We start from the raw sequence: 24358 nt of genomic DNA, 5'->3' as shown, positions 1-24358 counted from the left end.
GTTCATTCCATCAACAGGTTATCCTACCGTTAAGTTAGCGATTGATAACTCGCAAAACTAGATTAGCTGCAGCACTACAGCTTTGTTCTCAAATATCGGAGATGAAAAGTGATTCTATTGCTTTTGTACACACCAGGTGGTCATACTGCGAAGGTTTTGAACATTTGTGGTTTTTATGGGCTCATGCAGCTCACCTCTCATCTTTTTGGTTAAACGGATCAGCATTTCCTGATTAACTAAAAATCGCTCAGACTCATCCGGGAGAATATAACGTCCGTTGCCAATAAAGTGGACACTTGATTCAATTCCAATATCAGAGGCGAGCCGGCAGAAAAAATATCCACCTGGTTTTAAAACCCGCCACATCTCGTTAAGCATGGCTTCAAAATGCTCCATGTTTTCTGCGAAATGCAAAACTGCACTGCTAATCACAAGGTCAAAATCTGCATCTGGAAAGGGAAGAGAAGTAATATCGGCCACCTGAAAATGACCAGATAAAGGTTTCGCAGCATAAATGTGGGCTAGTTCCTCAACTTGCTGAATCGCTTCGGGCTGTTGATCAACCCCAAAAATCTCGAAACCACTTCGAAGAAAATACACCAGATTGCGACCCTCACCGCAGCCCGCATCCAGTATTTTTTCACAATGATCGTAAGTCCCTTTCAGGAGTTGATCGAAAAGATAAATGTCGATGTTACCGTAAATTTTTTGAAGATTTTCCTTTCTTGATTTTTTCATTTTCGCAAAGATAACATTTGCATAAACTCTGCTCATCATATAATGAAAATTGCCTTTGGAGCTTAAAGCAATACCAAGAGGAAGATTATCAAAGCGGAAAAATTATTTACAAAACAGATGGATGAATAATTTGGAACGGAACAGCAAGTACAACGAGAGCTTTTTAAATCCTTAAAATCAATTTTTAGCAAACACCTTCTTAAAATAATCCAAAACGGAGGTTTTTGGTTTTCTGGGGTTTTCGGGACCAATGAGAAAACCATAGGGCTGCAAATGCGGATAGTGATCGCAAATGATTTTTGCCATCCCCAATAACGGCACTGCCAAAATCATTCCCGCGACGCCCCACACCAACTCACCTAGCACAATCGCCATAATGGTAAACAGTGGGTTAATGTTAACTTGCTCACCAACAATAACGGGTTCCAGAATATAACTTTGCAAAAATTGCACAAGAAAATAGGTAATTAAAACACCGATAATCATCTTTCCATCTCCACCCTGGGCTACAACGGCGAGCACAGTCAAACCGGTACCGGTCAGATTTCCAATAAATGGAATCACTTCGAGAAGGCCGCAAAGGACAGCAAAAAAAATGGCGCTTTCCACCCCAACAATGCTAAAACCTATTCCATACATGATCCATAATACGCCAATCATGGCAGCAAGACCGCTGAGATATTTCTGTGACACCTTGCCTGCCTGATGAATGACTTCAGTTGTATCCTCATTTTCCTTTTTTGGAACCAGCTTCAGCAAAAACTTTTTGATATGGCCACGCATGGAAAGAAAAAGAAACATATAAACCAGCACAAGAACGGTGTTGATCAGAACGCCCATCAAACCAGAAGCAAAAGATAAGATTAACCCACCTGATTTGCCCTTAGTACCTTGCTCAATGGCCTTTTGCTGCTCCGCTTTTTTGATCCCAATCGTTTCATTGATCCATGACTTTAAAGACTCCAACATCCCAACGATCCGCTTTTCCATCCCGTCGAGATGATCCGCGAGACTTCCCAGCTGGATGGACAACAGCGCAATGATCAGCCCCATGGCAAGAACGAAAAGCAAAATACATGCAAGTGAAGCAAAGGCTCTGGAAGCCCCCTTGCGTTCAAAGAAGTTGGATAGCCTGATGAAAACCATCGATAACACAGCAGCCAGCGTTATCGGAATCAAGAATGGAGCGGCAAAATACAGTCCGCCAAAGGCCAGCACAAAAAGAAACAGCGTATTTACAGAGAGGCTAAGTTTTTCCATATGCCAACAAACAATACGCTGACGCAAAAGTTTAGTGAGATGAATGATATTATAAAAAAGGTGGCTTAAATTTATGTAAGGCAATATTAAACTTGATGATTTCTATTTTTGAAGAATTAAGTATTGAAAAGGTTTCAGCCTGAATACTTGCGCCAGGTTGGTTTTTGAGCCATCTGAAATGTTTGTCCACTTGCCCTTAAGCTTAACTGGAAGACTGTACGTAACAGGTTTATTTCTCAAATTAGCTAACACGAGCACATTTTCTTTATTAAGGGTTTTGGTGAAAACACAAACATCATCGCTACTATATGAAACCATAACACCCTTGCGTACAGCCTTACTCTTGTTTCGGAAAGCCACTATTTTCTTATACTCCGCAAGCACATCTCGGTTGGTTTCTTCGAGAGACCAGTCGATGGATTTTCCCGTAAAAGGAAAGGTAAGCCTGAATGGCGTTCCTATCTCCTGTCCGTTATAAATCATTGGAACGCCTTTCATGTAGGCGGTAACAACGAAGGCGGCAGCAGAACCTTTTTTGCCACCGAAAAGCTCAAGCGGCGTGCCATCTGATCCGTTTACATCGTGATTTGTTAAGTATCGAACCACTGCCTGGCCACTCTTTGCACCTTTATAGTCACTATTATTTAACGTATCAATCGACTTTACAGATTTATTATTGCTAAAGATACTTTTCAGATTCCCGAAATAATTGAAACCAAAAAAGTAGTCAAAACCAGCAGTAAAATATCTGGGACTACTGCCCTCGGCCAACATCAAAAGATTATGGGTTTTAATGGTCTTCAAACTATCATTTACCTGTTTCCAGAAATCAAGTGGAGGACCATCAGCATAATCACAACGAAAGCCGTCGATATTTGCTTTATATACCCAAGACTTCATGGAATGAATCAGTGACAACCTCAGTTCTTGGTTGCGAAAATCTAATTGGGCAACATCCCGCCATGTTTCTGGGTATTTGATTTCACCCAAACTATCACGCAGATAATAACCCGGTTTGTTTATCCAGGGATGGTCCCACGAAGTATGATTAGCCACAATATCAAGCATTACGGCAATATTTCTTTTATGCGCCTCATCCACCAGCTTTCGTAAATCGTTCAGCGTACCAAATTCTTTTCCTACCTCATCATAATTCATCGTTGCGTAAGGAGAATTTGCGCCTTTGAGTTTACCTACTGGATAAATGGGCATTAAGTAGATCACATTAATACCAAGCTCTTTAATCGAGTTCAATCTTTGAGTTACGCCTGCAAAATCACCTGTTTTACTGAAGGCCCGGGTGTTTACCTGATAAAGCATCACATCCCTAGTATCGGGAACGCCCGTAAACGGCTGACCGTATTGAGCAGGATAGCCGTTATTTTGAGCAAGAGCTAACATAGGTAGCATCAAAAACCAGCCTGCTAAAAGAGATAATATTGAAAGGTTGTTTTTCATTTGCAAAACTTCTAGACTTTAAAGGTAGCAAGGAGGGTGACATAAAGTATCTTCCAAAGCGCAAAATTAGTAAGCGTAACCAGAATTTTGCTTTAGATACAAAATGGTGCCGCATCGGTCTTTGGAATTTTAAACTACCAAATACCTTTATCTCAGGAGGTTGTTTATCAGGATAACTTGCAATCGATTTCACAATAGGGATATTAAGTCTTTCTCATACTGCTGGTCAAAACATTGATAAAACCTATTGAATTAAATTCTGTTGATCTTTTGGACCCGAAAGAAAAGGTCAATTAATCATGATTGTACAATATGATGAAAAAGGCTGGCACATCGTTACCCAGCGTTCACACGGATTGCTCGCAGGGCAGATTTGCGCTCGATGGAAAGTTACGGATCAGCCCGAAAAATGGGTTGAGACCTTAATCGCAACAGCTGAACATGATGACGTTTACAATGAATTCGAACGCAGTCCGCTTATTGATGAGAATGGAGCACCGATCAATTTTAAGAGTACCAGATTTGACCTGGACAGTTCGACGAGATTGATGGACATGGCATTGACCAAAAGCCGGGTTATTGCGCTATTAATCGCCAGACACATTTCTTTTACCCACGGGAGCGATCCATTAGCCAAAAGTTTTATAACAAATCTAAAAAAGCACGAACCCCGATGGCTTAAGGATACAGAAGTTACAAAAAAATCAATTGACCTGGCTTACGCTCTTTTGGAATTTTCAGATGCCCTTTCCTTATTGATCTGTCAGTCGCAAATCCCGCCTGAAGGTCGCAAGGTAGAAATCAGTACCGGACCTAACGGACTTCCCTATTTCCTCTTTCAAAAAGAAGAATCACTCATTGTTGAGCCATGGCCTTTTGAAACAGATCAATTTTCAGTCAGCTATGAAACCAGAACAATAACGCAGCTCAGGTTTAAAAGTGATGAGGAGTTTAGGTCAAAACTCAAAACTTCCGCCGTTAAAAATCATAATATGATCATCTCTCGTTCGTAGAGATAAAAAACATCACCAAAAAAGAAATGTACATTTGTTTAGTCGATTTTATAACCTCATGACATCGTTTTAGAAATAGATAATTTCACATAAATTATACTTCATTACTATGAAAATATCAAATTTTGTCTTTCCCGTTTTCTTGGTGTTATTGCTTCAAACGGCCGTTGCACAACAACAACAATCGCCTTACACTTTCAAAAAACCATCTGCAAATGGTACAGGCAAGGTATATATGGGCCGCGAGATTGCCCAGGTAATGAGCTTCGAAGGCGTAGAATGGTTGGAAAGAAACAGCCGGACAGCGGAAGAAAACACTAATCTGGCTTTGGCGTCGATGCCACTAAAGAGCAACACCGTTGTTGCTGATATTGGTGCAGGATCTGGATTTTATACTTTCCGTGTTGCTACGCGTATTCCGAAAGGTAAAGTATATGCAGTCGAAATCCAAAATGATGCAATTGTTCACCTAAAGAAAAAAGCGTTCGACGATGGTGTTAAAAACGTGGAAGTGATCAAAGGCTCAGATACCTCACCCAATTTACCACCCAGTTCAATTGACCTGGCATTTATGGTAGATGTCTATCATGAATTAGAAAACCCTGCAGCATACCTCGCAGCGATAAGCAAAGCGCTTAAACCTAATGGTCAGCTACTGCTATTAGAGTATAAAGCAGAAGACCCACAGGTAGCAATCAAACCAGAGCACAAAATGAGTGTAAAGCAAGTGAAAAAAGAGCTTGGAGCGAGTGGATTTAAGCTGGTTAAAAACGGCAAATTTCTGCCCTTACAGCATTTCCTACTATTTGAAAAAACAGTAAAATAAAATTTCCTTTATCTAGTTTCCGTGTCACGGGTTATAGGAAACTTTTAATCTGTAGCAGCTCAATTAATGCTTTTTGCCGTTATCCTAAAGCTTAAGCATCATGCTCTATAACCGAAAAACATGGCGAAAGGCTTACAGTGAACGCTAAGTTCGACTCACAACCTCATTGAAACACCTAAGTTTTCTGCTAACATTTGGGCAACTTTTCCGTTTGGATCGAGTGGCTGCACCCTGGATGGTTTCACTTTTCGATAAGTGATCGAAACTCTCCTATCTCTATGAACTATATTTCCATCGATCATATCTTTTTTTCTTGGCGGAATTGCATGACTCCATTTTTTGCGGGCATCATCCTGCATCACATATAAAGATCGCCTGGGAATCACCACGTCAATAACTTCAAAAGTGCTGGTATTAGTAAATTTCATCACACATCCACTTCCGAGGTTGATCCCGCAAATTTGATTCTCATAATAAGCCCGGTCTTTATGTGATTTAATGCCTTGACCAGGAAGGTATTCGTTGATTATTACCTGATCAGGCTGATGATCTAAAATATGCTTTTCGACAATTTCCAGCGCCAGTTGATCTATTTCCTGAGGAATAGCGATCGGATAGTTCACCAGATTGTAGGGTACCTCCAGTTCATTTCTAAAGCCATAATATTGAAGCCTTCTTTGATAATCAACTATCCATGACTGACCATCAATTTCATTTAATAATTTTGTTTCTTTTGCTAGATCAATAAAATCTGGATACAAGAACAAACCTGGTATAAGCGTTTCCATTTTTTTAAATTAAAATATAAGATCTAAACGTTGATAATGAGGGAAATAAAAAACTGGATTTCAGTACGTAATGGAGTTAAACTAAAGTAGTGTATTAAGATAAAAGATGGTTAAATCGTTTCATTTACATTCCGAACGTTTCCCTACAAAAACCAACCAATTAACGACTAACTAGACTTCCATTGAAATTAGCGTTGCTCTTGCTCAATCGCTGCGCCGATTTTTTGGACCAAATCTTCAGGAATAAGATCACTGGTTTTCCAGATTGTAAATGGCGGTTCCTCTATCTTTTCGGGAAATATCACACCTGCATGAACCCCATCAAGACTGACATGGTATTCATTATTAAACTGATTTACCTCAACTTTGTAGGTATTGATGTTGAAACTATACGATTGCATAACATAGCTAATATGAAAGACAACATATTTGGCATGAATTGGTTTTGACCACCTCAGGTTAATTACTTCTAAACCAAATCAATCGCGATTTGAATTTTTAGAACCATCATTTGTCGAGCTACTTCATTTGAACGGAATTAGATCTCATTAGTCTCAATCTTTTCTAAACCGAAGTTAAATACCTGCTTAGCTTCAAAATGTACGTGTTTTTCTCTCCTATCACAGGTCGCATCAACAAACAATTAAGGAGCGATGTTTTCAAGAAGATAAAATATAATATTATGATTAAAAGAACATTTAAGTGGAGAAATACAATTACCATTATAGCACTAGCCAACCTTGGCTTGGGCTGCAATATAGCCGACAAACGTTCATCAATGGAAAAAGACAGCGTTGGAAATGATACTGCTGTTAAAGATCACGTTGGAGGGGTTGAAACATTCGAAACAAATATGGAGGAAGATGCAGCAGGATATTTGAAAGCAGCGAGCCAATCTCTAGTTGTTCAAGATAGTTTACTTACTGCGGCTTTGTCTTCCGGAAGCAGTGAAGAAATTAAAACATATGCAAAAAGGGCACGTGAACGCACCAGATTTTATAAAAAAAACTTGGAGGGTTTTTGCAATAAAAATAAAGTGCTTTTAAATGAGGCATTGCGGATCGAACAAGTTGATTCGCTTCGTTGGTTATCTCGGCAGGTAGGTATAGCATTCGACAGGCCATTTTATAAACAATTATCAGTTGAGTTGAATAAAAACATTGAAGCTTATGAGGATGCCTATAACGCAAGACAACAAAGGGTAAAAGCTTTTGTAAAAGACGAGTTACCGAGATTAAAAAAGGAGAAAGAACTGCTAGATGAGCTGGGAAGAAATATTAAGTGAGTTAGCTGATTTTATACAGTGATCCTAATGCTTATCAGCTAATGCCCTTTTATAACTTTTTTTATTGTATTCTAATGGACGCTGCGCAACCATTCAATTGCGCCGCGTCCGTTTCTATTAAGGAGTGGCAGGGCCTTTATGCTCCCAATGGTCTTTAATAACCTCACCATTCGATCCGAATTTAAGCCTTCTGGCGTAGCGCTCGCCTCTGATTTTTCCATTTGCATCCTTCTTGCCAATAAAAATCATAATTGCTCTGCCGTCATCGTCTGTTTTCAGCGAAAGATCATAACGACCAAAGTTTGTTTCAATAAATTCATTTTCCGGATAGGCCTTATTAATTACCTTAATTAACGTATCTGTAAGTTTCATGTCTTTGATGTCGTTTAATATTTCACATTGATTTCCATTTAGTATCTATCATAATTAAATGGTAGACGCTATCTTAGCTAAATCTCCCATGTTTCGGTACCGCTTTTTCGTGAAAGTTTTCGGCTAAATCTTTTAATTGCGATCTCATTTCTTCACCTTCCATCACTTGGCCATGCCCGGTAAGTAGAAACTCCGGATCAAGGCTGGCTAACGTTTTCACCGATTGATGGGCAGCATCCCAATCAGTAGTCAAATACCGTGGCGGGCCGTTAACTTCTTTAATCTGGAAGAGAACTTTATAAAGTGAATCTTGCCTCACGGTTACAACAGCATCGCCGCTTATCAGTACACGATCTATTGGCCTGAAAATGGAAATATGCCCGGGCGAATGTCCTGGCGTATGTATCCAGCTCCAATCTTCAAATCCTGGCAAGGTTTGGTTCTCAGGCAGAACTTTTAGATAAGGGGTGATATTTGTAGCTTTGTGTGGATATAGTGACGAGATTTTTGCCAGAAGCCCACCTTCAACAGTGTCATCTGGTTCAGGATAATCTTGTGTTCCATTTAGAAAAGGAAACTCTGCCTGATGTGCATAGACTGGAACTTGCCATTTTTCTAGAAGTTCAACAAGACCTCCGACATGATCAAAATGACCATGAGTGAGCAAAATAAAGTCAGGTTTTCGTTCTCCAAATCTTTCTGTTGCAACTTTGAGAATCTCTTTTCCCGAAGTTGGCATTCCAGCATCAACTAAAAACCACGATTCACCAGGTTTACCTACCATAGCAATATTCACAATTTGATTGGTGTAGTAGTATACATCACCAGAAATTACTCCATCATCATAGCTGGATGATGAAGTCATTGGGATAAAATGATTATCCTCACTTTGAGATATTTTTTCCATAAGCTTTCGATTCTTCAATTTCACCTTTGCAGAAAGATTTTCAATTATATTTTAAACTTTGAGCAGCTCCTCTCAAACGGTTTACATTAGTCCGCTTCTAAAAAACCAAGAATTTCAAATGATGGTTTTATCATTTTGCGGCAACATCGATTTTTTTATAGCGGCGAAAAGCAATCGTTTAAATCAGATTGGCACGTTTCAACTCGCACCGCTTAAGTATGTGGAAAGCCAGCGATAATGGACGTTTTTCAAAAAAGAATTGATTACCAATAAGCTTGCTGAAGATATATTGAAACAAATATTTACAAAACTTTTGCTTCTCAGGGCATGTTTTTCAACTAACAACAAGAGTTTTTCGCTATGAAAAAAATAAAATTTTTACCATCTATTCCTCTAATTTTTTCATACCGATATCAATTTCAAATAACTAAATCCTTAAACCATTAATTTTTTTTGAAATGCTAGCAATGAATTATAGAGGACCATTTAGGGTCCGGGCTGAGCAACGACCAATGCCAGAAATTCTTCATCCCGAGGATGCAATCGTGAGGGTGACCAGAACGTGTATATGCGGTTCTGATCTTCATCTTTATCATGGTATGGTGCCCGATACAAGAGTTGGATCAACCTTCGGACACGAGTTTATCGGAATTATCGAGGAAGTAGGACCGCTGGTTACAAATGTTAAAGTGGGTGATCAGGTTCTGGTTCCATTTAATATTGCATGTGGAAAGTGTAATTTCTGCAAACAAGGTTTATATGGAAACTGCCATGAATCAAACACCATGGCAACTGCAGTGGGTGGCATTTTTGGATATTCACATACGGCGGGAGGATACAACGGCGGACAGGCTGAATATGTACGAGTGCCTTATGCTAACGTGGGACCAACAGTGATTCCTCCAGATATGGATCCGGATGACGCGGTGTTACTTACCGATGTGGTGCCCACTGGTTATCAGGCGGCAGAAATGGGTGGTATTAAAGAAGGCGATACCGTAGTAGTTTTTGGTGCCGGACCTATTGGAATTATGGCCGCAAGATGTGCCTGGTTTTTTGGTGCTGCAAGGGTCATCATCATCGACCACGTGGACTATCGCTTAGAGTTTGCAAAAAATTATGCGAAGTGTGAAGCGTACAACTTCAAATCTATGGCTGATCCGGTTTTATTCCTTAAGAAAACAACCGATTGGTATGGTGCGGATGTGTGTATCGATTGCGTGGGTTGCGAGGCAGAAGGGAACGCATTGCAAACCTTCACTGGAAAAATTACGCTGATGCAGGCGGGTGCTGCCACAGCACTACAATGGGCCATTAATTCCGTGAAAAAAGGCGGTATTGTGTCAGTGGTGGGTGTTTATGGTCCACCGTTTAATTACGTACCTATTGGAAATGTACTCAACAAGGGAATAACGTTACGTGCCAATCAAGCTTCAGTAAAAAGACTTCTTCCTAAATTAATTGATCATGTGCAATCCGGCAGGCTTAGTCCCAAAGATTTAATTACCCATCGTGTTCCACTCGAAGAAATTGCAGATGCCTATAACATTTTCTCGAAGAAACTTGACGAGTGTATCAAAACGGTATTAATTCCTTCAACAAAAAATTAAGAAAGATGAAAACAAATTCAATAGATTACAAAAGCATTCCAGGTTGGGGAATAGATATAGACCCTGAAAACGAACCCACTTATCCAATGAAAAACTATACGGGCGACGACCATAAACGCAGCGTTTATGAGCGGTCAGAGCCACAACCGGTGAACATTGAATTACTTAAATCGAATGAAAGGCCAGCGTTTAGTATGGTATTTGGCGAGTCGATTCCTCCATCAGGTTTAAGTGGAATGATTAGAAGATATGCATTTAAACATAGTGAAGACCGTTACCGACATTGGATTCCGCTCATTCTAGCCGACCGCGTGAACGCTTGGGAAGGGATTGTTGATGACCTAAAAAAGGAACAATTCCTAATATTTTTGCGGAGCGAGGTATGAAATCGGAAATGAAATATAACGCTGGCCCTTTCGCCAAAAAAGCGTTGACCACAGTAGCAGTTGGCGTCGCTTTATATCTGCTTTGCAGGAAAAAAAGATAAGGCCTCAATTTGTCACCGTCAGTATATTTATGTGTGAGCTTACTTCTTAGTAAGCTCACCTAACCAAAGGTTAAATCATATCGAACGCATTTTCCTAAACGAATAGCGAGAATGTTTTCATTTAAAAACGAAGATTAGGAAGTACTTCGCCACCGAAATCTTCGATAAATTCTTTTTGATTTCGATTTACATTGTGTAAAATTATGCGATCTATTCCTAAACTTAGGTCTTGTTCAATCCACTTTTTATGTTGATTTAGGCTGGAGGAAATTCTCACATGTTCTTCCATATCCGCCGGCTTTACCAATTGAGCTGCGGCATCGAAATGTGCCACAGTTGGCAATTCACCCAGTACACTTCCCTGAAAAATATTGCTGCGCCACTGGTCATAAGCACCAGCTTCTGCCTCCTCCTTCGCTCGTGAATAAGATAGCTGAACTTTTAAATGAATGGGTTTCCCTGCGCCGCCATTGCTTCTAAACGCCTGCACTACTTTTTCTAGTTCATGATGCGGTTTATGCGTCTTTAATAAGCCGTCTGCCCATTCGCCCGCCCACCTTGCAGTTTCCAGGCTAACTGCCGCACAAAATAACAGTGGTCTTTCTTTTGGCAACGTGTATAGTCTTGCGTTCTCTACATTAACCAGACCTCTATGGTTAACCTCTTCGCCATCTAAAAGCTTTGAAATTACTTGGTAGCATTCCAAAAGTCTGGCATTCCTTAAAGATTTCTCCGGCCATTTATCTCCAGTGATACTTTCATTCAAAGCTTCGCCACTTCCCAGGGCAACCGATAGTCGTCCGGGAAACATTTCATTGAGCGTGGCAATAGCCTGAGCCACTATGGCTGGATGATAACGTTGACCCGGGGCACAAACTACGCTGTAAGGTAAAGTGGTAGATTGAAGTGCTGCCCCAAGCCAGGCAAATGAGAAGCCGCTTTCACCCTGCCGCTCACTCCAGGGATGAAAATGATCTGATGAGGAGATAGCATTAAACCCACAATCTTGCGCTAGTTTGCTAAGTTCGAGTAAAACGCTAGGGGCAAATTGTTCGTGTGAAGCATGATAAGCTATTGTCATTTTAAGAGATTTTAGTAGGGTTTATAATTCAGAATTCATCTACACAACTTAGCGATAACGAAATTTGAGCACAATCATCACAATGTTCAATGCCAGCGCAAAGAAGTTCGTAGAAATTATCGCAATATCTGACTTCACGAATCCGTAATAAATCCAAAGTGCATTTCCGGTCATTAAAACAATAAACATGAATATAGATACCTCTTCTGCCTTTTTCTTTTTCAAGGTTTTAATAATCTGGGGAAGAATAGACGACGATGTACATATACCCGCCACTATTCCAAGAATGTCGATTCCTTCCATATTTCCTAGTTACATTTTATCAGGATTTTGTTTTCCTAACGATTTTGGGTGCCTTCACCTCAAAACCTTAGATACTCAAACAACAAGCTTTTTATTGGCTCTGTTCTGCTAAAATGTAAATCAAGTAAATTCTCTCTGGAAGTATTTTTCACAAACCGATTGGGCAGGAATTGATCGGTTGCTATAAACTCATTGGCTTCTTCTTTTAATAAAAGAGGTATGTCGAAGCTTAGAAGGATGATATTTAGATTGAACTTTAAATTTTCATGAAATAGCGAGCAACATCAAAGCGATAATCGCCGCAGCTAGCGTACTACAAAAATTGACTACATTATTTCCTATTAACCCTTTGCGTTCCAACAATGCTCCGAGTATTGAATCTGATAAATTCCCTGCTGTACCCGCCAGAGTAATCCACAAGAGGTTAATATCAAATCCAAAACCAATTGCATATACCAACGCAATCACCAGACTTCCCATTACACCAATCAAAGTACCTTCTAAACTGATCAAACCATCTCTCCCACGTTGATCCGATTTCAGCGTGATTACATTATAAAATCGCTTGCCGTAGATTACTCCAAGTTCTGAGGAAAGTGTATCTGCAGTAGCAGATGCAAAAGCCGCGGCCATTGTAGTCAACATAAGGGCAGCAGATTGAGGATAAACAATTACTATAACACCAGCGATAGTAGAAACACCAGCATTAGCAAAAACCTGAGCGGCTGTTCTGCCATTTTTGTTCTCATCCAGATCAGAAAAATTCCGCTTTTGATCCCTTTTCCACGAAGTAGCAACTGATCCAATAATAAAAAAGGCGGTCATCATCATCACACCAACAAAGCCCGAGGCCATAAAGATTATACAGGCCATTAAGCCTCCGGTAAAGGATGCTGGAATAGTGAGTTTTTTAGCCACAATACTGTAAATCATGCCTGCAATAATGATGATAGGCAAAAGTATATCACTATACTTAAGATTTAACAAACTGATGGTGCTACTAGTCATTTCCAAATTTAGAATTTTTCCGTTGCGCTGACACCAAATACACGCCTTCTATAAAACATTAATAATGAAAATGGGTTGCAGGCTTTCTATTGAAACTCTTGTTTTCTCGTCAATGAATCACCAGGTATTTCACCCTTTTGAATATGTAGCTTTGACTGATGTATTGTGGTCTTGATACCTTCGAACCAGGTATTAACCATCCAAATCAGGTATTTATACGCTAAACATGGTTATCGGCTCAATCGTTTTAAATAGGTAAGAATTTATATATGGAACCAATATCAGCATGGGCGGCTAATGCTCAATCAGAACTGAAAAATTTAAAACCAATTGCAGCGCTTTCTGAAGAAATGGACTTGTCTCTTTATTTAACCAGTGATACTTTATGGCTGGTGAAACGATGGCAAGATGACTCAAGCATAGGATTTAGAACGGCATTTTCTCCGTCAGGTGTTTTAACCTTGGAAAACATGGATCTCAAAGCAAATAAAGCCAGCGTTAAATTGGAGACTAACTCACTAGGTTATCAGGTAGACATCTCCTGGAATCCTGAAAATGGCCAACTGAGATATTCTTTAAATGCTACGCCTAAGATCCCGCTTTTAATTCCTTATTGGCCAAAAGATATCCTAAGTTTTGATAGAAAGGGGAAAATCAAGCAGAAAGGTACAATACATACTCAGCAACGAGGTACACGTTCAGGCATCATGTACTTCAACGATGGGGAGTCTGGATCAGTATTTTACTTTCAAAACCTAACAGCCCTAAATGATTATTGCGAGGGTACACAATCTAGCGCAGGTGAAACGGTTGGTGGCGAATGGCCGGAAATCGGATTCTCCTTACCCGCTTCAAATGCCAGTCTGGAAAAGAACAAATCATATATCCTGAACGATAGCTTCGTTGTATTTTCAAAGGAAGTTCCCACAACACCTGCTGACATAGCTGTTCAATACCTTGATAAGCTTGCTGATGTTTATCTGCAACTTCCCCGGCCTGAAACCACTTATTATAAATGGCTGGATACCGCCGAGAAGGGCCTCCAGGATCTGGTTTATCATAAGGGTTGCTGGACATTTGCGGGCGGCCACTCCTATCTGAACGCCTACGTAGCTGATTACAAATCGCCACCAGAGGTAATGGTTCAGTTAGCCGTGTTAGTGCCAATGCTCGAATATCTGGAATGGAAAGGTGAGGCCGACCATAAATTAGTTGATGAACTGATAGCAGGTTTGCCAGCTTTTTATGAACCAAAAATGAAAACTATTGTGCGTTGGTTGCCGGCTCTGGAGAGCAACCTCGACCACTCAGAGGAACAAAAGAAGCCTCGTGTAATGGATTCCTGGTACTTACATCATCCACTAATGAATTTGGCGAGGTTGAGCGATCGTAATAATAAGACTGCAAAAACCCTTCTCATGGATTCCATTGATTACGCAATCAAGGTGGCACAACATTTTAAGTATGAGTGGCCTGTTTTTTATCAGATGGATACCTTAGAAGTTATTAAAGCCGAAACTGCTGAAGGTGAAGGCGGCGAAAAAGACGTACCAGGAACCTATGCAGATTTGATGCTCAGGTTATGGAAAATGACGGGTGACAAAAAATATTTTGAAGAAGCAAGGCAGGCAGCTGAAAAGCTTAAAAACCTTAGCTTCGAAGTATTTTACCAGGCGAACAATACTGCATTTTCTGCAGGAGCAATGATTAGGCTTTACAAGGAAACGGGTGACAAAACATATCTCGAACTGAGTTACGTTTGCATTGCAGCATTGTTTGATAATATGCAACTATGGGAATGCAATTACGGGCACGCCAAAAACTTCCCTACCTTTTTTGGCATATTTCCATTAAAAGATGCACCATATACAGCAGCCTATGAAGAGCAGGAGGTTTATTCTGCTTTGTGCGATTATCTTGTTCAAATTCAGGATCTGGAAGTGCTTCCTTCCATCAGGCTTCTAATTGCGGAGTTTGTGAAACACATCATTGGCCGCGTGGTATATTATTATCCTACAATGCTTAAAACCGATGCGATAGTCGAAAAATCCAAAACCGGCGAAATCGACCCCTCTTTATGGATTGCGCTTGAAGATCTTCATGATGGCTGGGAACAATCTGGCGAAGTTGGTCAGGAGGTGTATGGTGCTGGTGTTGCTTTTGGCGTTATAGAAAAACAATACCACAAAGTAAAAGATGAATCCTTTATGATATTCTGTGATTATCCAGTAAGCGGTTTTCGAAAACGTGGGAAGTCCGTTAGTTTTGCTACCCAAGGCGACCAGCGATTATCTTGCCGGATAGTTCTTCTACCTCAGGAACCAAAAGATACGTACAACTTTACTGTCTATATCGGGAATGATTCCAACGCAGTTGAACCGATGAAAATAGATAAACAAGCTATCGAATTTAGCGTTTCCGGCAATGAGAAAATAAAAATATCCTGGTGAAAATGCCTTCACCAGGATATTTTTAACGTATTAAGTTGATATTATAATTAATCTATGAAACTGTTAAGGCTACGAACACTGCTCCCGTTTCTTTTTTATTCTGAGCAGTTTCAAACGCCTCGTTTATTTGATCTAATGGATAAGTATGAGTGATCATTTTCTTTGCATTGATTTTCCCCTTAGCAAGCAGTTCCACACAAATCGACATTTCTGGATAAATATCCCAAAAGCCATAACTGGCGCTTGGGATCAAACTGATCTCCGATTTTTGTAAATCCTGCCAATTCAATTCTATAGCAGTATTTCCATTTTCAAAGCCCCCGACAATTATTACCTTTCCTCCAATTCGAGTGATTGATACCGCTACAGGAAGCGTGGTGGTCATCGATTCGCCTCCGGCGCACTCAAAAGTCAAATCTGCTCCTCTTCCATTGTTGAAATGTTTCATGCAAACTTGAGGGTCTTCCGTCTCAAGATTCACTACCCTATCTGCTCCTAAAGATTTAGCCAAAGCCAAAGAACTTTGAACAATATCGAATACAACTACTTCAGCACCCGATAACTTGGCCAGTTGAAGTTGTGCCAACCCTATTGGCCCCGCACCTATTATCGCAACTTTGTTATTTATTCTCAGTCCGCTAAGCTTTTGTGCATGCAGGCTAACAGAAAATGTATCCAACAAAGCAGCTTCTTCGTCGCTCACGTTATCGGGAAGAATATGGAATTTGGTAGAGGGGCCAACAACGTATTCAGCAAAGGATCTGGATATGGTATCCATCCTTACCTTATACAAATTTGGACAAAGGTTATATTGCTGAACCCGGCACCAGTCGCAGGTCCCATCACCTAGCAAGGTTTCTACCACCACCCTATCGCCCGGCTTCACATTTCGAACTACCGGTCCGGTTTCCACAACAACTGCAGACATTTCATGTCCCATAATTTTACATTCGAGATCTGGCTCATGTTTTTTCCAGTGCCGTAAATCTGTTCCACAGATACCCGAAACTTTAATGCGGGCCAAAACCCAGTCATCGGCTGGAATTTTAACCCTGTCTACTTGTTCAATCTTGAACGTTCCGTCCGCCTCTTTTAAGGCTGCTTTCATTTTAATGCTCATTCGATATCATTAAACGTTATATAAAAAACATTAAATAAGCTGCAAATGTGGGCGGATTTTTAGGTTCACAACATCCGAAGCAGGTGGTTGGGCAATACAAAATGCGATAGCCCAAGCAATGTCATCTGCAGGAAGCATTTCATGTTTTTCTATCTGTTCCAATTTCTCTTCTTTGCTAGCCGGCTGCATATCAGTATCAACAGCTCCTGGTTCGATAAGTGAAAGTCTAATCCCCAATGGATTAATTTCTTTTCTTAATGCCTCAGAAAAGCCTTGAATCCCAGCTTTTGTTGCGACATAAACACTGCTTTTCTCTTCCCGCACATCGGCACTCATGGATCCAATATTGATAATTTGCCTGTTTTTGCGGATTTAAAACGGTTTATTGCCTCCTGGCTACAGGCCATGTAGGCTAGCAAATTCGTATTTAAAATATATTGCCAATCCTCGTAACCACCATCCGTGATACTTCCGTAACCGAGTGCAGCATTGTTGATAAGAATATCCAGTCCGCCAAGTTCAGAATCCACGGCATCAAAAACTTTCCGTATGCCTGCTCCTGATGACAAATCTGCTTCGACAGCAATTGCAATTGGTAATTTTTTACTTTTGATGACTGCTATTGTTTCCTGCAAAGGTTCGTCATTCCTGCCGCAGATTAAACATTTCGCTCCCAAAGAACTCAACAAAATTGCAGATGCTCTTCCGATTCCGGTGCTGCCGCCAGTTATCAATATTTTCTTGCCTAAAAAGGCACTGCTAAAATGAGAATTGAAATCTTCCATAGTATATTATTTGAAGTTAAACCTGTTACCGCTTACATCCCTATTGACACGTCGAGCAAATTCAAACCGATTTGTTTAATTCTGATCTTCCATATAGATGGAACGATGATTATAATTTTATAACCAGCCAGATTATTTTTTTGTTGAACGGTAAATACCCGTTATCAAGGGTCATAAATACTTGATTTTAATTCATTCATTTTACCAAAGAAGATTGTGGAAGAAATATAGATACGCTGGCTCAGGAAATAGCGCAAGAAATACCACCCAGGAAGGTGAAAAACTATAAACTTGAATAGAAGATAAATCCTTAACTGAAAAATTAAAGAGTTCAAAACGTATGATAAGCTAAGTACTATGCTGTAAAGCAATAAGGGTTATCAATAAGAAGCTTGCACTTTACAACCAAACACTAGCCAGGGAGTTTGACTTTTTGTCCGGTCTTCGCAGCTTGATAAATTGCCTCAATAATTTTAAGATCTTTCAAACCCTCCTCACCATCTACAGAGACAACAGGTTGTTTATTTTCGAAAATAATCGCTGCCATTTGATCCATTTGTTCTGTTTGATGGGTGGTAATGGGTTGGTTGAGTTCGCCTTGATGTGTTCTGCCTTTTATCGGACCGTAACCTGTTGATGGCTGCATCTCTGCAAAGCCTTTTTCGCCACTCAAAAAAAATCTATCCAGGTGGTTGATATTATAACTAGACAAGCATGAAGCTATAGCGCCGCTAGGGAAACCCAATTGGAATTGTATGGTTTCATCTACGCCTTCCTTAAATTTCACCGGATCGGTTTTGGTTTCCTGTGCCGTTACCCAAACAGGCTCTTCACCTACCATATATCTTGCGCCATTAAGCGCATAAATTCCAATGTCCATCATTGCTCCGCCACCAGCCAGTGCTCTATTTAATCGCCACTGGTTTGGGTCGCCTGCTTTAAAGCCGCATTGCCCCTGAAAAAACATAATTTTTCCAAAGTCGCCAGCTTTCCTCATTCGAATCACTTCAAGGGTCCGCGGTTCAAAGTGCATTCTATAACCCACCAATAATTTCACATTTGCTTTTTTGCAAGCAGCAACCATTTCTTGCGCCTGTTTGGCATTCACGGCCATTGGTTTTTCGCAAATGGCGTGTTTTCCAGCTTTGGCCACACGGATAACTTGATCGTGATGAAGTGCATTTGGCGTTATGACATAAATCGCATCTATATCAGGATTGTTTTTTACCTCGTCGAAATTCTCATAGTTGTAGCAATTCTGCGCTGGAATGTCGTACTTCAGTTGCCAATCTTTAATTTTGGATGGCGTACCACTAATCACCCCCACCAGTTTTGCCTTAGTACAGGCTTTCACTGCTTCCGCCACACGGGTTCCGTACCCGCCTAAACCCATAATAGCAACTCTGAGCACTTTCCCTTGATAAGACTGATCTTTCTTTTCGGAATAGTTCGCAAATGTTGATAATGAACTCAGCTGCAGCATTAGTGCAGATGCACCCATTTTTTGTAGAAAATCTCTTCTTGTATTCATATTCATTGAGGGTCTAGAAACTGTTCCTATACTAAGTAATGAAATATCTTAATGATTAATACCTTTTGGCAAAGAGCTGATTAACACTCTAAAATCTAACAAAAATTTTTTACGTTTAGTTTTGCGATGAATTTCCTCTGCATACAATAAATAGGGTAAATCAATTGGATGTTACAATTAAAAACTTATGAATTTCGCGAGGGTTTTCGATTTTCTAGTTTCCACGACAATGAAAAAGATAAATTGTTCCCTTCAATACTAATGATTGTTAGCTAGGAAAGAATAGTAGACGACTTAAAATCACGTGAAATTAAGCGATCCTGACTAGTTTCTGTACCCTTTTTCTCATCCGACAGTTGACCAAGAAGTTCATTGTATTTTTCCAATAGCTTAATGTATTTATCCATCCAGAAGTAAACAGACTTACTATCGCCATTGGTGGGATTATTTTGATTTGGATGATGGTAAGTATTGTGAGGTCGATGACTGCTATTCGAAAAAGCTTCCGGTAATTCTTTAGAAAAATCGTGACCTATTACATGGCCAACCTTCAATAGAATTTCTGGATTTAGACTTTTTTGATCGAACCAATTGTAGATGGTTCTTCTACTTACGTTTAACTTTCGGGAAAGCTCACTAATTCCCATGCTATCTCTGCGTACTACACGCTCAAGAACCTGACCAACGTCGACACTCATTGCTGTTAATTTAAATTCTAAAAAATACTTAAACTAGATTAACAATCAGGACGATTCAGAGCAAGCAAATTAATCAAATTTCGGGTAACTCAAAAAAATAAACTTATAAAAGTTGAAAATTAGCGCATAAAAAAGAGGCAATGCCTCTCTTTATGTTTCAAATGCCCTAATAATTATGCTTTACTAGCGCTTTTCTCCGAACTAATTTTCAATTGTTTATTAATACGCTCTAAAACGTCATCAATATCAAATGGTTTACTGATGTAATCATTTGCAAAAGCAGCAATAGCTTTTTGTTCGCTATTGTTTTGTGCAGACATTACAATTATCGGAATATGTTTCGTAAAAATATCAGTCTTTAAATCTTCGCAAATTTCTGCACCATTTCCATCTGGCAGCATCACGTCTAACAAAAAAAGATCAGGCATAGCATCCTGGATATTCTTTTTTAATTCGGCAAATGTTGATGATAATTGTAATTCAAAACCTTCTTCTTTTAATAAGATTTCAATTACATTTCTTATTTCTTGATCGTCTTCTAAAATGTGTATTCGTTTAGTTTCCATATTCAAATTATATCGTTTTGGTTCGTTCTTAAGTATAAACTATACAATAGTAACAGTAACACCTAAACTTTCTAAATGTTTTACAATTTGCTCAGAAATTCCTTTATCAGTGATAATATGATCAATTTCGTCTAAACCACAAATCTTTCCAAAACCTCTTTTCCCAAATTTAGTTGAATCTGCTAATACAATTGTTTTTTGCGATGCGCTAATCATTTTGCGATTCAGGTGCGCTTCCATAGCATTCGTAGTGGTTAAACCGAAATCTAAATCAATGCCATCTACCCCTAAAAATAACTTGTTAAAATAAAAATCGCCTAAAACCTGCTCAGCGTAAGATCCCATAACAGATGATGAACTTTTCCTTAGCAAACCGCCCAGCTGAATCACCTCAATACTGGGTTCTCTCATTAATTCTAAAGCTACGTTTAGTGCAGAAGTAACAACCGTTAAGTTTGTACCTGAAGGAATATTTTTGGCGAAGTAGAATACCGTAGTGCCAGAGGCGATTACAATAGAATCGTTATCATTCAATAGTGAAACAGCCGCCAACCCAATTTTATTCTTTTCAGTCGACTGTATTTTCTCTTTTTCGTTTACTGGCCGATCTACTGTATATGGATTATTTATTGTCGCCCCCCCGTGGGTTCTAAAAAGTAGCGTTTTATCCTCAAGGAGTTTTAAATCCTTTCTAATTGTTACAGATGATACTTTCAACTCCTTACATAAATCCACCACATTAATATATTGGTCTCTCTGCAGGCGATTCAAAATAAATTGGTGCCTTTCAGCTAAATTCATCATAAAATCTAATCATTTATTTCTGCTGCAAATTAGCAAATAAAATTCTCATATCTGATTCGGTCAGATAATTAATATTTTTTTAACACCGATATTATATTATTTCGATAATGATTACTTATAATTGCGTATTGTTTCGTTTTATTATTTTTTAAAAATAAATGGAAAGACTTCATCATCATCTTTTGCCAAATAATTATACTTGGGATATCATCATTATTGGTGGTGGTGCAACTGGATTAGGCACAGCATTAGATGCGACCACCAGGGGGTTAAAAACTTTATTGGTCGAACAATCAGACTATGCTAAAGGCACATCTAGTCGCAGCACTAAACTCGTACATGGCGGCGTGAGGTATCTGGCCCAGGGTGATATTGGATTAGTGAAACATGCCTTACGCGAACGAGGTTATTTACAAAAAAATGCCAATCATTTGGTTAATAAAGAGGAATTTTTAATTCCTTGTTACGATTGGTTTTCTGTAGCGAAATACTTAACAGGACTAACCCTTTACGATTGGCTTGCTGGAAAGTTCAGTTTTGGAAAATCAAAATTCTTCAGTAAAAGTCAAACTTTAGCTTTGATGCCCGGCATTAAAGAAAAGGGTTTAAAAGGCAGTATCAGATACTATGATGGCAAATTTGATGATGCCCGCCTAGCCATTAACATTGCGCAGACAGCCATTGAAAATGGCGCTACATTATGTAACTATACGAAAGTTACTGCATTATTAAAAAATGCCAACAATGAAGTGAACGGTATTGAAATTAAGGATACAATCACTGGCGAAACATCGAAACAATATGCGAAAGTAATTATAAATGCTACAGGAGTGTTTGTTGATGATATCTTGCAGATGAATAATCCTCAGTCTAAAAAATTGGTGCGCCCCAGTCAAGGTGTTCACGTAGTATTGGATAAAAGCTTTTTGAATAGCGAATCAGCTTTGATGATACCAAAAACATCAGATGGCAGAGTTCTCTTCGCTGTTCCATGGCACCAACATTTATTGGTTGGCACAACCGACACACCCTTAGATGAGCACAGTTTGGAACCAAGGGCATTAAAAGAAGAAGTAGACTTTATAATTGCTACAGCAGCCACCTATTTCAAAAGAAAACCTTTGGAAAAAGACATTTTAAGTGTTTTCTCTGGCTTGCGACCTCTTGCTGCGCCAACAAATAGGGATGGAAATAGCACAAAAGAGATCAGTCGAGATCATAAATTAATGGTATCTGCCAAAGGATTAATTACTATTACCGGCGGCAAGTGGACCACTTACCGCCGCATGGCAGAAGAAACGGTTGATTTAGCCATTACTCATGCTGGCTTAAACGCAAAACCATGCATTACCAAAGAGCTAAAAATTCATGGCAGTACTGAAATAGCTGGGGATCATCATTTGGATATTTATGGTTCCGATCGTCAGAATATCGAAAATTTAGCTCAACAAGAACCGGATTTAAATCAAAAACTTCACCCAAAATTTCCGTACCTATTGGCAGAAGTAGTTTGGTCGGCCAGAAATGAGATGGCAGAAACCGTTGAAGATATTCTAAGTAGAAGATTACGAATACTGTTTATTGATGCGAACGCGGCTAAAGAGATGGCACCAAAAGTAGCCTCACTCCTAGCTAAAGAACTTAAGCAACAAATTAGTTGGGAAAATGATCAAGTAGATAATTTTAATAAATTAGCCGACGGCTATACTTACCACATTGACTCAACGCAAATTGAGAAAGCCTTAACCTAATAAAACCTAACCAAATATAATTATGAGCAAGTTTATCATGTCTCTTGATCAAGGAACCACAAGTTCAAGAGCGATCATTTTTAATCATAATGGCGAAATTGTTGCCATGGCCCAACGCGAATTTAAGCAAATATATCCTCAGGCTGGATGGGTAGAACATGATCCATTGGAAATATGGTCGACTCAGCTATCGGTAGCAGCTGAGGTAATCGTAAAAGCCGGACTATCGGCAACCGATATCGATTCAATCGGAATTACCAACCAAAGAGAAACAACTGTCGTTTGGGATCGGGAAACCGGCCAGCCTATATATAATGCTATTGTTTGGCAAGACAGAAGAACTTCCACTTACTGTGATGAAATTAAAGCACAAGGCTTGTCCGAAAAAATACAAGAAAAGACAGGCTTAATTATCGACTCGTACTTTTCAGCTACCAAAGCAAAATGGATTTTAGAGAACGTTAAGGGGGCTAAAGAAAAAGCTGAAGCGGGAAAATTAGCATTCGGTACAATTGATTCCTGGCTTATATGGAAGTTGACAGCAGGCGAAAAACATGTAACTGATGTCACCAATGCTTCCAGAACGATGATTTACAATATCCATACCCTGGCATGGGATGAGGAACTGCTCGACTTATTCGGTATTCCCAAAAGCATGTTGCCAGAAGTAAAATCCTCAAGCGAAGTGTATGGTGAAACGGCCGGAAGAATTCTTGCCGCTAAAATACCCATCGCAGGTATTGCCGGCGATCAGCAGTCGGCCTTATTCGGACAAATGTGTACCGAAATCGGGATGGTAAAAAACACTTATGGCACAGGATGTTTCATGCTCATGAACATTGGTACCGAGGCCAAACTCTCTTCGAATAATCTGTTAACCACCATCGCCTGGAAGATAAATGATCAGGTGCATTATGCGTTAGAAGGCAGTATTTTTATTGGCGGTGCAGTGGTACAGTGGCTCAGAGATGAAATGGGACTAATTTCTAAATCTGCCGATGTAGAGACGCTTGCCCAAAAAGTAAAAGATACCGATGGGGTTTACGTAGTGCCTGCATTTGCGGGTTTAGGGGCGCCACATTGGGATCAACATGCCAGAGGAACAATAACAGGTCTCACCCGAGGCACTAATAAATCGCATATTGCAAGAGCCGCCTTAGAAAGTATTGCTTATCAAACGATGGATGTACTAAAGGCAATGGAGGCTGATGCAGGTGTAAATATCGCCGAACTTCGTGTAGATGGTGGCGCCACAGCGAATAATTTATTGATGCAGTTTCAGGCCGATTTACTAAATTGTAAAGTGATAAGGCCTCAGGTTACAGAGGTTACCGCATTAGGTGCAGCTTATTTAGCTGGTTTAGCTACAGGTTTTTGGGATAGCGTAGATCAGATTCGATCTCAGTGGAAAGTAGATAAAACTTTTGTTGCCGAAGATGGGGTTGACAACGCGGCTCGAATTAAGGGATGGAACAGAGCAATAAAAGCAGCGAAAGCAAGTGCAGTTGACTAACTTT

At 39.7% G+C, this 24358-nt stretch carries 23 protein-coding genes and 1 pseudogene; 8 read left to right on the top strand and 16 right to left on the bottom strand.

What is annotated here, in order from left to right:
* Positions 1-114: 114 nt before the first annotated feature.
* From ACZZZC_RS12295 to ACZZZC_RS12285, 3 genes are all read right to left on the bottom strand, one after another.
* Positions 115-738 (bottom strand): class I SAM-dependent methyltransferase, encoded by a 624-nt coding sequence (locus tag ACZZZC_RS12295; RefSeq protein ID WP_463482302.1) that lies wholly within the window; start codon positions 736-738, stop codon positions 115-117.
* Between the two features lie 177 nt (positions 739-915).
* A complete protein-coding gene (locus ACZZZC_RS12290; protein ID WP_463482301.1) occupies positions 916-1998 on the bottom strand; it encodes an AI-2E family transporter in 1083 nt (360 codons plus the stop codon).
* Between the two features lie 102 nt (positions 1999-2100).
* Positions 2101-3456: an alpha-amylase family glycosyl hydrolase gene (locus ACZZZC_RS12285; protein WP_463482300.1), complete on the bottom strand. Its 1356-nt coding sequence runs from the start codon at positions 3454-3456 to the stop codon at positions 2101-2103.
* Between the two features lie 299 nt (positions 3457-3755).
* Between ACZZZC_RS12285 and ACZZZC_RS12280 the strand changes: the two genes are divergently transcribed.
* Together ACZZZC_RS12280 and ACZZZC_RS12275 are read left to right on the top strand one after the other, a co-directional pair.
* Positions 3756-4469, top strand: coding sequence for a DUF3891 family protein (locus ACZZZC_RS12280; protein WP_463482299.1), 714 nt, complete (start codon positions 3756-3758; stop codon positions 4467-4469).
* A gap of 109 nt (positions 4470-4578) precedes the next feature.
* Positions 4579-5295, top strand: a complete 717-nt coding sequence (locus ACZZZC_RS12275) for a class I SAM-dependent methyltransferase (RefSeq protein ID WP_463482298.1) — start codon at positions 4579-4581, stop codon at positions 5293-5295.
* Positions 5296-5450: 155 nt separating this feature from the next.
* On the opposite strand, the gene ACZZZC_RS12270 is transcribed toward ACZZZC_RS12275, so the two are convergent.
* Both ACZZZC_RS12270 and ACZZZC_RS12265 read right to left on the bottom strand, forming a co-directional pair.
* Positions 5451-6083, bottom strand: coding sequence for an alpha-ketoglutarate-dependent dioxygenase AlkB (locus ACZZZC_RS12270; protein ID WP_463482297.1), 633 nt, complete (start codon positions 6081-6083; stop codon positions 5451-5453).
* A 188-nt stretch (positions 6084-6271) separates the two neighbouring features.
* Complete coding sequence (locus ACZZZC_RS12265) at positions 6272-6484, bottom strand: hypothetical protein (protein WP_463482296.1); 213 nt, start codon at positions 6482-6484, stop codon at positions 6272-6274.
* Positions 6485-6765: 281 nt separating this feature from the next.
* On the opposite strand from ACZZZC_RS12265, the gene ACZZZC_RS12260 reads away from it, so the two are divergent.
* On the top strand, positions 6766-7368 hold the full coding sequence (locus ACZZZC_RS12260) for a DUF4142 domain-containing protein (protein ID WP_463482295.1): 603 nt from the start codon (positions 6766-6768) through the stop codon (positions 7366-7368).
* 117 nt (positions 7369-7485) lie between these two features.
* Here the strand turns inward: ACZZZC_RS12260 and ACZZZC_RS12255 are convergent, their stop codons facing one another.
* Complete coding sequence (locus tag ACZZZC_RS12255) at positions 7486-7740, bottom strand: hypothetical protein (RefSeq protein ID WP_463482294.1); 255 nt, start codon at positions 7738-7740, stop codon at positions 7486-7488.
* 73 nt (positions 7741-7813) lie between these two features.
* The gene (locus ACZZZC_RS12250; protein ID WP_463482293.1) at positions 7814-8647 is read right to left on the bottom strand and encodes an MBL fold metallo-hydrolase; all 834 of its coding nucleotides are present in this window, start codon (positions 8645-8647) and stop codon (positions 7814-7816) included.
* Between the two features lie 467 nt (positions 8648-9114).
* On the opposite strand from ACZZZC_RS12250, the gene ACZZZC_RS12245 reads away from it, so the two are divergent.
* Both ACZZZC_RS12245 and ACZZZC_RS12240 read left to right on the top strand, forming a co-directional pair.
* Positions 9115-10257: a zinc-dependent alcohol dehydrogenase gene (locus ACZZZC_RS12245; protein WP_463482292.1), complete on the top strand. Its 1143-nt coding sequence runs from the start codon at positions 9115-9117 to the stop codon at positions 10255-10257.
* 5 nt (positions 10258-10262) lie between these two features.
* On the top strand, positions 10263-10643 hold the full coding sequence (locus ACZZZC_RS12240) for a hypothetical protein (protein ID WP_463487324.1): 381 nt from the start codon (positions 10263-10265) through the stop codon (positions 10641-10643).
* 222 nt (positions 10644-10865) lie between these two features.
* Here ACZZZC_RS12240 and ACZZZC_RS12235 read toward each other — a convergent pair whose 3' ends face one another.
* The 3 genes from ACZZZC_RS12235 to ACZZZC_RS12225 form a co-directional block, all read right to left on the bottom strand.
* The gene (locus tag ACZZZC_RS12235; RefSeq protein WP_463487323.1) at positions 10866-11825 is read right to left on the bottom strand and encodes a TIGR03885 family FMN-dependent LLM class oxidoreductase; all 960 of its coding nucleotides are present in this window, start codon (positions 11823-11825) and stop codon (positions 10866-10868) included.
* A gap of 48 nt (positions 11826-11873) precedes the next feature.
* Positions 11874-12128 carry a SemiSWEET family sugar transporter gene (locus ACZZZC_RS12230; protein ID WP_265798677.1) on the bottom strand — a complete coding sequence of 85 codons (255 nt, stop codon included), beginning with the start codon at positions 12126-12128 and terminating at the stop codon, positions 11874-11876.
* A 264-nt stretch (positions 12129-12392) separates the two neighbouring features.
* Positions 12393-13136, bottom strand: coding sequence for a DUF92 domain-containing protein (locus ACZZZC_RS12225; protein WP_463482289.1), 744 nt, complete (start codon positions 13134-13136; stop codon positions 12393-12395).
* A 269-nt stretch (positions 13137-13405) separates the two neighbouring features.
* Between ACZZZC_RS12225 and ACZZZC_RS12220 the strand changes: the two genes are divergently transcribed.
* Positions 13406-15586, top strand: coding sequence for a hypothetical protein (locus ACZZZC_RS12220; protein ID WP_463482288.1), 2181 nt, complete (start codon positions 13406-13408; stop codon positions 15584-15586).
* Positions 15587-15638: 52 nt separating this feature from the next.
* Here the strand turns inward: ACZZZC_RS12220 and ACZZZC_RS12215 are convergent, their stop codons facing one another.
* The 6 genes and pseudogenes from ACZZZC_RS12215 to ACZZZC_RS12190 all read right to left on the bottom strand — a co-directional run bounded on the left by ACZZZC_RS12215 (position 15639) and on the right by ACZZZC_RS12190 (position 21090).
* Positions 15639-16706 (bottom strand): zinc-dependent alcohol dehydrogenase, encoded by a 1068-nt coding sequence (locus ACZZZC_RS12215; protein WP_463482287.1) that lies wholly within the window; start codon positions 16704-16706, stop codon positions 15639-15641.
* Between the two features lie 152 nt (positions 16707-16858).
* Positions 16859-17491 (bottom strand): annotated as a pseudogene (locus tag ACZZZC_RS12210) (SDR family oxidoreductase); the annotation flags it as partial.
* A gap of 412 nt (positions 17492-17903) precedes the next feature.
* Complete coding sequence (locus ACZZZC_RS12205) at positions 17904-19022, bottom strand: Gfo/Idh/MocA family protein (protein ID WP_463487322.1); 1119 nt, start codon at positions 19020-19022, stop codon at positions 17904-17906.
* 272 nt (positions 19023-19294) lie between these two features.
* Complete coding sequence (locus ACZZZC_RS12200; protein WP_463482284.1) at positions 19295-19720, bottom strand: helix-turn-helix domain-containing protein; 426 nt, start codon at positions 19718-19720, stop codon at positions 19295-19297.
* Between the two features lie 173 nt (positions 19721-19893).
* Positions 19894-20286 (bottom strand): response regulator transcription factor, encoded by a 393-nt coding sequence (locus ACZZZC_RS12195; protein ID WP_056848848.1) that lies wholly within the window; start codon positions 20284-20286, stop codon positions 19894-19896.
* A 39-nt stretch (positions 20287-20325) separates the two neighbouring features.
* Positions 20326-21090, bottom strand: a complete 765-nt coding sequence (locus ACZZZC_RS12190) for a DeoR/GlpR family DNA-binding transcription regulator (protein ID WP_463482283.1) — start codon at positions 21088-21090, stop codon at positions 20326-20328.
* A 158-nt stretch (positions 21091-21248) separates the two neighbouring features.
* On the opposite strand from ACZZZC_RS12190, the gene ACZZZC_RS12185 reads away from it, so the two are divergent.
* The gene (locus ACZZZC_RS12185; protein ID WP_463482282.1) at positions 21249-22841 is read left to right on the top strand and encodes a glycerol-3-phosphate dehydrogenase/oxidase; all 1593 of its coding nucleotides are present in this window, start codon (positions 21249-21251) and stop codon (positions 22839-22841) included.
* A gap of 22 nt (positions 22842-22863) precedes the next feature.
* A complete protein-coding gene (gene glpK, locus ACZZZC_RS12180) occupies positions 22864-24354 on the top strand; it encodes a glycerol kinase GlpK (RefSeq protein WP_463487321.1) in 1491 nt (496 codons plus the stop codon).
* Positions 24355-24358 lie beyond the last annotated feature (4 nt).

It is taken from the genome of Pedobacter sp. AC212 (genome assembly GCF_979258625.1).
Note: the sequence above shows the minus strand (reverse complement) of the source record. Positions and strands in the feature narration are given on the sequence as shown.

Bases quoted from the DNA above. Each gene is read 5' to 3' on its own strand.
- ACZZZC_RS12235 (WP_463487323.1), bottom strand. From the start codon at position 11,825: ATGACAATAGCTTATCATGCTTCACACGAACAATTTGCCCCTAGCGTT.
- ACZZZC_RS12295 (WP_463482302.1), bottom strand. From the start codon at position 738: ATGAAAAAATCAAGAAAGGAAAATCTTCAAAAAATTTACGGTAACATC.
- ACZZZC_RS12240 (WP_463487324.1), top strand. From the start codon at position 10,263: ATGAAAACAAATTCAATAGATTACAAAAGCATTCCAGGTTGGGGAATA.
- ACZZZC_RS12190 (WP_463482283.1), bottom strand. From the start codon at position 21,090: ATGATGAATTTAGCTGAAAGGCACCAATTTATTTTGAATCGCCTGCAG.
- ACZZZC_RS12220 (WP_463482288.1), top strand. From the start codon at position 13,406: ATGGAACCAATATCAGCATGGGCGGCTAATGCTCAATCAGAACTGAAA.
- ACZZZC_RS12200 (WP_463482284.1), bottom strand. From the start codon at position 19,720: ATGAGTGTCGACGTTGGTCAGGTTCTTGAGCGTGTAGTACGCAGAGAT.
- ACZZZC_RS12260 (WP_463482295.1), top strand. From the start codon at position 6,766: ATGATTAAAAGAACATTTAAGTGGAGAAATACAATTACCATTATAGCA.
- ACZZZC_RS12205 (WP_463487322.1), bottom strand. From the start codon at position 19,022: ATGAATACAAGAAGAGATTTTCTACAAAAAATGGGTGCATCTGCACTA.
- ACZZZC_RS12245 (WP_463482292.1), top strand. From the start codon at position 9,115: ATGAATTATAGAGGACCATTTAGGGTCCGGGCTGAGCAACGACCAATG.
- ACZZZC_RS12250 (WP_463482293.1), bottom strand. From the start codon at position 8,647: ATGGAAAAAATATCTCAAAGTGAGGATAATCATTTTATCCCAATGACT.
- ACZZZC_RS12265 (WP_463482296.1), bottom strand. From the start codon at position 6,484: ATGCAATCGTATAGTTTCAACATCAATACCTACAAAGTTGAGGTAAAT.
- ACZZZC_RS12280 (WP_463482299.1), top strand. From the start codon at position 3,756: ATGATTGTACAATATGATGAAAAAGGCTGGCACATCGTTACCCAGCGT.
- ACZZZC_RS12185 (WP_463482282.1), top strand. From the start codon at position 21,249: ATGGAAAGACTTCATCATCATCTTTTGCCAAATAATTATACTTGGGAT.
- ACZZZC_RS12285 (WP_463482300.1), bottom strand. From the start codon at position 3,456: ATGAAAAACAACCTTTCAATATTATCTCTTTTAGCAGGCTGGTTTTTG.
- ACZZZC_RS12275 (WP_463482298.1), top strand. From the start codon at position 4,579: ATGAAAATATCAAATTTTGTCTTTCCCGTTTTCTTGGTGTTATTGCTT.
- ACZZZC_RS12195 (WP_056848848.1), bottom strand. From the start codon at position 20,286: ATGGAAACTAAACGAATACACATTTTAGAAGACGATCAAGAAATAAGA.
- ACZZZC_RS12225 (WP_463482289.1), bottom strand. From the start codon at position 13,136: ATGACTAGTAGCACCATCAGTTTGTTAAATCTTAAGTATAGTGATATA.
- glpK (WP_463487321.1), top strand. From the start codon at position 22,864: ATGAGCAAGTTTATCATGTCTCTTGATCAAGGAACCACAAGTTCAAGA.
- ACZZZC_RS12270 (WP_463482297.1), bottom strand. From the start codon at position 6,083: ATGGAAACGCTTATACCAGGTTTGTTCTTGTATCCAGATTTTATTGAT.
- ACZZZC_RS12290 (WP_463482301.1), bottom strand. From the start codon at position 1,998: ATGGAAAAACTTAGCCTCTCTGTAAATACGCTGTTTCTTTTTGTGCTG.
- ACZZZC_RS12230 (WP_265798677.1), bottom strand. From the start codon at position 12,128: ATGGAAGGAATCGACATTCTTGGAATAGTGGCGGGTATATGTACATCG.
- ACZZZC_RS12215 (WP_463482287.1), bottom strand. From the start codon at position 16,706: ATGAGCATTAAAATGAAAGCAGCCTTAAAAGAGGCGGACGGAACGTTC.
- ACZZZC_RS12255 (WP_463482294.1), bottom strand. From the start codon at position 7,740: ATGAAACTTACAGATACGTTAATTAAGGTAATTAATAAGGCCTATCCG.